Source organism: Acinetobacter lwoffii (genome assembly GCF_024129435.1).
Classification (GTDB): Bacteria; Pseudomonadota; Gammaproteobacteria; order Pseudomonadales; family Moraxellaceae; genus Acinetobacter; species Acinetobacter lwoffii_F.
In genome coordinates this window covers 63,526-69,784 of the sequence record NZ_JAMXXN010000014.1, presented here as the reverse complement: position 1 = coordinate 69,784, position 6,259 = coordinate 63,526, and the positions used below count along the sequence as shown (strand labels likewise).

Below are 6,259 nucleotides of genomic sequence, written 5' to 3'. Positions count from 1 at the left end.
GGTTGTACGGTAGATTTTAGAGGCAGGCTTATTCATTTTGAAATTATATTGCTGAATAAGCTTTTGATGCTAGGTTTGTGCAACAAAGCCGTTTTAATCAAAGAATAAGGGAATATAAATAATATTTTAATTATTTAAAAATAATATAAATAAAAACCACTATATTAAAATATAGGGTTTCTGTTTAAAATTTAATCCATATTTTTAAATTTTAAAATATATTAGACAACATAACGTTTACTTAATCCCCACTCGGCTAAGATTCGACGATAGGTCGTTGAAGAGCGATCTGCTTCAAAATGCGCTTCCATGGAAATATCGAGCGGTAATTCTTCAGGTTTCTGGCTTTCTACCATGTCCTGATCTTCGGCAAAGATTTGTGCATTGAAGTCATATACCGCCTGTAAATCTCCTGTCGTATCGAAGTTGCGTGTCAGTGGTACAAATAAACGGGTTTTATTGTGTGAGACCGGACAACAGGCATTGAGAATTTTTAATTGTCCCTGTTCTGGGAAATGTACGGTTAGCACCGCAGAAAACGGTGGATAAACATCAAATACACGTTTCCACAAAAAACCTTCCGGTGCCAAATCTTGCATACCATGTGGATAGTTGCTGACACTGCTGACATATTCGGTATGCAGGCCGTAATCTGTACGTTCTGTCGTGTATTTGGGTACAACCTGATTTTCAGGATCTGCGAAAGAACCCTGATGAACCCAGGCAAAATGTGCAACATCAATAAAGCCTTCCAGTTGACGGCCACTTGAGCCGCCAATATCCACAAACGGCGGTAAAATTGCCTGATGATCTGGCATCTCCCAGGTATCTAAAACAGGAAAATTGGCTTTTGCTTCGTCACGGCTAAAAATACTGGTCCAGATCAAGCCATATTTTTGCACTGCAGGAAATTTAGTCAGAGAAAAGCGCTCAGAAATACTGGTCAGCTCGGGTTGTGCAGGAATTTTGATACATTTACCTTGGCCATTGTAGTGTAGACCATGATAAGGACAGACCAGATTTTCACCCGAAACCCAGCCTTTGGTTAAGGGTACACCCCGGTGTGGACAGAGATCACGGACCAGATGAATATCTCCACTTTCTGTTTTGTACAATGCCAGTTTGACATCAAGCAGGGTCACTTGTTGCGGTTGGGTAGAAACGTCCTGAATCCGTGCAACCGGATACCAGTGACGAGCCAGAATGTCCCAGTCCTGATCATCAAACTGGCTATAGCAGGGTTTGTTGAATAAATTGATGACTGGAATTGCGTTCATATCAAACCTATATTTTTACTGTAGATGGTCTCTTTTTACAGGCCTTGAACAGTGCAGAACTGTGCAATTTTGGCTTTGCTTCTAATTGAAATTACTGAATTTATTGTCATTCTGTCTATTAGAATGATTCGTACTATTTATTCTTAAAATTAGAACACCTCAACCATGTACAAATGTACTTACCGAATAAAGCTGCCTTCTTTGGCATAAAACTCGCATAAGCACGGTTATCTCAAATATTGATATAAATAAACGGTGGTTCTTCGCTTGACTAAATTAATGAATACGCCTTTTTCCCGATTTTCAGAATATTTTATCGCGGTGGCGAAAACGGGAAGTTTACGCAAGGCCGCAGATCAATTATTCATTTCCGTGTCTGCAGTACATCGGCAAATTGCTCTGGCTGAAGAAGAACTGGGAATTATGTTATTTGAGCGCTTGCCCAATGGTTTAAAACTGACACTGGCGGGCGAATTACTCTATGCCGATGTTATAAAATGGCAAAAAGAATTCCAGCAAACCCGGATTCGCTTTGATGAAATTCAGGGGCTTACGCGTGGGACCATCGAATTTGGTTTAATTTCTGCCTTGAATGATGGTTTTGTCATGCAGTCCGTGCAATATATGTATGAACATTATCCCTGGATTAATTTTAATATCCGGGTTGCAGACAGTGAAATTGTAGCCAAAAAAGTGATTGAGGCAGATCTGGATTTTGGCCTGATCCTGAATCCAAAATCCCATCAACATATTGAAGTCCTCTATTTTCTGGAACTGCCTTTAGGTTTTGTGATGGGTAAGTCTCATCCTTTTGCTCAAGCAGAAAAGATTTATTTTTCAGATACCTTGAATGACAACCATTTTATTCCGGCCGAACCCCTGATTATTCATGATTATGTACAGGCATTGTATAAACATCATCAATTTATACCTGCACGTAAAACGGAATCGAATGATATACGCCTGATGAATACTCTCATTAAGGCGAATTCCGGGATTGGAATTTTTAGTTATCTCGATGTTTTACCGTATGTCGAGCGAGATGAAGTGGTCTTTAAACCTATCTCTGAAAAAGGGCTGCATCCGCTGACCATTGCCTTGTGTGTGGCGCCTAAACGCCAAATTTCACGCGTTTCCCAGTTGATGATTAAACATATGATTGAACAAATGGAAACCTTAAAAAGCAAGGTGCAGCAACTGTAGTATTTTCATACTTAAATAACAAAAACCGCGATGGCTAAAATCGCGGTTTCTCGATATGTGATGCTATTAATGAAACTTAATCCAATGGATTACCCACAATATTGCTAATAATGCCTTTCATAATATGTGGGCCTTGCTCTTTCCGCAGGTCTGCATACCAGTCTTTGGTAATTTGTTCATCTTTCATATGCGTGACATCACAACGCTTACGTGCACGTAGCAGCAATTCATTGGCGCGTTCATTGCGTTTATTCTGATAACGTTTCAGGGCATCTTCCAGACCTAGCGTATTAATTTGTAAGGCACGTGCCAGATAGACCGCATCTTCCATTGCCTGGCAACCTCCCTGCCCGATATCCGGTGTGGTGCTATGTGCCGCATCCCCTAAAATTACCACACGGCCCTTATAAAACTGGGTAAAAGGCTCAATATCATGGATTTCGACACGATTGGTTTTCTGCTCATCAATACTGTCAATCAGGCATTGAACCTGGGAGCACCAGCCAGAGAAATATTGCTTTAATAAGATCTTATATTCCGAACGTTGATTCTCCAGACCTGCGGGCAATGGCACATCAAAGAAGAAATAAAAGCGATGCTCTGCCACAGGCATCAGTGAAGCGCGTTTGCCTTCACCGACAAAAGTGGTCCACTGCTGTGCGGGCGCTAAATCTTCAGAGATCTCAACCAGTCCGTTCCAGTTCACATAGCCAGCATAACGGCGTTCAACCTGTTTGCCCAATACATACTGACGCGTCATGGAATGGGTACCATCTGCGCCAATCAATAATGCTGCAGAAACAGTGCTGCCATCCTGAAAACCGATTTCAACGTGTTGCCCCTTATCCTCAATAGACACCATTCTTTTACCGAGCTGAATATCCTGCCGGCCAAACGCATCCATTAACATATTTTGTAATTCAGCACGCGATACCGGATATGGACGTTGACCGACTTCTTCAATTAACGGCGCCAAACTAAACTGCGTCATGACCTCGCCATTCAAACCATCGATATAGGCTAAGTCATTCATCTGGCCACCTAACTTTGCTACCTGTTCAGTTAAGCCCAGATAGTTCAAACACTTCACCCCGTTTGACCACAAGGAAATTGCAGCACCGACAGGTAAAATCTGTTCTGCCTGCTCATAGATGGTGACCCGATGTCCGAACTTTTTTAGTGCAATTCCTGTGGTTAATCCGCCCATGCCTGCCCCAATAATTGCAATCTCCATCTATTCCTCCTGGCTATTTCATCTTCATTGCCAGCTAAAATGCTAAAAACGTGCCATCCTGAAAAAAATGCACTAAAAAAATAGCAAGAGTTGGCACACGCTGTGCTTTTAAATTCCTTCAATGTCCTGTTTTTATAAAGGCAGAAGACCTAAATTTGTATTTATAAAAGTGCATATTCATGTGACGTATACCAATGATGGAAATTTAAGATGGCGACCTTATTAGCTCCAATTTTTGATCTGCCTGCTCCAGTACAGCAGTTAACTAACCTTGCAGATGCCCGAATTGGCGCAGAAATTCTTGAATGTTCAGATGAGTTTTTTGCTGAAGCAAAACGCATGTTGCAATTTGAGGCACCGGTCTTTATCGAAGACAAGTTTGATGAGCATGGCAAATGGATGGATGGCTGGGAAACCCGTCGCAAGCGCCACACGGGCTATGATTGGGCCATCATTAAACTTGCTGTTGCAGGTCAAATACAGGCACTGGATATTGATACGACTTTTTTTAGCGGCAATTATCCGGCCTCTGCTGCTGTGCAAGCATGTTATGCGCCAGATGGAAATCTTGATCAGGCAGAATGGATCAGCATTATAGAAAATAATGTCTTGGGCCCCAGCCAGCATCATATTGTTCAGATTTCAGCAAAGCAGATATTTACCCATGTCCGTTTGAATATTTATCCTGACGGTGGGATTGCACGTTTTAAGGTCTATGGTCAGGTAAAAATCAATCTGCAAGATAGTGATCAAATGCTAGATGTTTTGGCACTAGAACATGGTGGCCGTGTCGTTGCCTATAGCGATGCGCATTTTGGACATCCACGCAATCTGATTAATCCGGGACGTGGCATTAACATGGGCGATGGCTGGGAAACCAAACGGCGTCGTGCTCCAGGATTTGACTGGTGCATTTTGGCTTTAGGCGCCAGTGCCCGAATCGAGAAAATTGAAATTGATACCGCCCATTTTAAGGGAAATTTCCCTGCAGAGGTTTCTATTCAAGCCATCTATGTTGAGGATGCAACCGATGAGCAACTCATTCCACAAAGCATGTTCTGGCCTTTTTTGTTAGCAGCCCAACCTATGCAAATGGATCATATTCATCATTACATCAATGAAATTTTACAACACGAAAAAATTTCCCATATTCGTGTCAACATGATTCCGGACGGTGGCATCAGCCGGATTCGTCTCTGGGGAAAATTGGCTTGAGTGATCAATGATATGTCTATGCAAAGTATAAAAATACAGCCTTTAAGCACTGAAAGTTTTCTGCCTTTTGGAGAAGTCATTGCCTGTCAGGGTAATCATTATTTTCATATCAATGAGCAGCAGACTGAGCGTTATCATGCCCTGGCTGAAGTAGAAAGTGACACCAAGGTCGGACTGAGTATTTTTAGAAATATGCAAGCTACGGCAATTCCTTTTCAAATCTCAATGCTGGAAAGGCATCCTCTAGGATCACAGGCTTTTATTCCGATGCACGGCCAGCAATTTTTAATCGTTGTAGCGCCTGAACTTGATTATACACAGCCCGATATTAGTCAGATTCAGGTATTTATCAGTGATGGTTCTCAAGGGATAAATTATCGTGCCGGAACCTGGCATCATCCATTATTGACCCTTGAAGCATCCAGCGAGTTTGTCGTAGTGGATCGTATAGGTAGCGGATCAAATTGTGATGTTCATCCTTTTCCTGAAAACATCCAGATCGTATTTTAAACGCATTAAAAAAAGCCCTTTTATCAGGGCTTTTAACTTATTTCTTCATCACTTTGCCTAGAAGTGATATTTCACTAAAGCACTGACATTATTTTCATCGGCATTTGGGATACCGAATTTGTTGTTCCAGATAGAATGTTCAATCCCCAGATATAAATTGGTGTCTGGAGAAATGCGTTTACCGACATTCCATTTCCATTGGGTGGTCCAGTTCATCTCGCTGTCATGAGTATCTTCTTCTGTAGACCAGTCCAAGAAGCCATCCACCAGAAATTCTTCAGTTCCCAGTTTAATTGGCACGCCATAGGTCAGTGTCAACTGGTAATCATCATCAATATTCTCATTATTCACGCGATAAAGGTTAATGCTGGCATAACGGAAATATGGAATATCCAGATCGAAACCTACGCCGTACAGGAAGTTATCAAAACCCTCTCCACCTTCCCAGGTCGTTGAAACCAGTACATCTTTAACCGGACCAAAGGCAAGCTTCTGACCCGACACTTCACCCAAGCTCAAACGTGGTGAAAATTCAAAATAACTTGATTTAAAGTCATCTGCACCGCGCATACGGTCAATGAAGAAGAAGACATCTGCATATTTTACTTTTGCCGTATATTCAAAGGTCGCAGTCGCCTGTTTCTCATCGACCACCTCATAGTTTTCTCCATAAAGTCCGGTGACACTGAAGTCTTGCCAGATCGGTTTTGCCTGTGCGGATGCCGCACCCAATACAAGTAATGTTGCAGCAGTAAGTTGAGTGAATTTCATAAATAAGGGTCCCCAATGGAATGAAAGAATCACATTCTGAATTAAGCAA

At 41.9% G+C, this 6,259-nt stretch carries 6 protein-coding genes; 3 read left to right on the top strand and 3 right to left on the bottom strand.

The window, feature by feature from the left end; all coding sequences use genetic code 11:
• Positions 1 to 221: 221 nt before the first annotated feature.
• Complete coding sequence (locus NI455_RS10345; protein ID WP_253114024.1) at positions 222 to 1,277, bottom strand: Rieske 2Fe-2S domain-containing protein; 1,056 nt, start codon at positions 1,275 to 1,277, stop codon at positions 222 to 224.
• 279 nt (positions 1,278 to 1,556) lie between these two features.
• On the opposite strand from NI455_RS10345, the gene NI455_RS10340 reads away from it, so the two are divergent.
• Complete coding sequence (locus tag NI455_RS10340) at positions 1,557 to 2,480, top strand: LysR family transcriptional regulator (RefSeq protein ID WP_253114039.1); 924 nt, start codon at positions 1,557 to 1,559, stop codon at positions 2,478 to 2,480.
• Between the two features lie 76 nt (positions 2,481 to 2,556).
• Here the strand turns inward: NI455_RS10340 and hpxO are convergent, their stop codons facing one another.
• Complete coding sequence (gene hpxO / locus NI455_RS10335) at positions 2,557 to 3,714, bottom strand: FAD-dependent urate hydroxylase HpxO (RefSeq protein WP_005106985.1); 1,158 nt, start codon at positions 3,712 to 3,714, stop codon at positions 2,557 to 2,559.
• Positions 3,715 to 3,924: 210 nt separating this feature from the next.
• Here hpxO and alc point away from each other — a divergent pair, with 210 nt between their 5' ends.
• Both alc and NI455_RS10325 read left to right on the top strand, forming a co-directional pair.
• A complete protein-coding gene (gene alc, locus NI455_RS10330; protein ID WP_004280253.1) occupies positions 3,925 to 4,929 on the top strand; it encodes an allantoicase in 1,005 nt (334 codons plus the stop codon).
• A gap of 12 nt (positions 4,930 to 4,941) precedes the next feature.
• Complete coding sequence (locus NI455_RS10325; RefSeq protein WP_253114020.1) at positions 4,942 to 5,439, top strand: ureidoglycolate lyase; 498 nt, start codon at positions 4,942 to 4,944, stop codon at positions 5,437 to 5,439.
• 57 nt (positions 5,440 to 5,496) lie between these two features.
• Here the strand turns inward: NI455_RS10325 and NI455_RS10320 are convergent, their stop codons facing one another.
• A complete protein-coding gene (locus NI455_RS10320; RefSeq protein WP_253114017.1) occupies positions 5,497 to 6,210 on the bottom strand; it encodes an outer membrane protein OmpK in 714 nt (237 codons plus the stop codon).
• Positions 6,211 to 6,259: the final 49 nt, after the last annotated feature.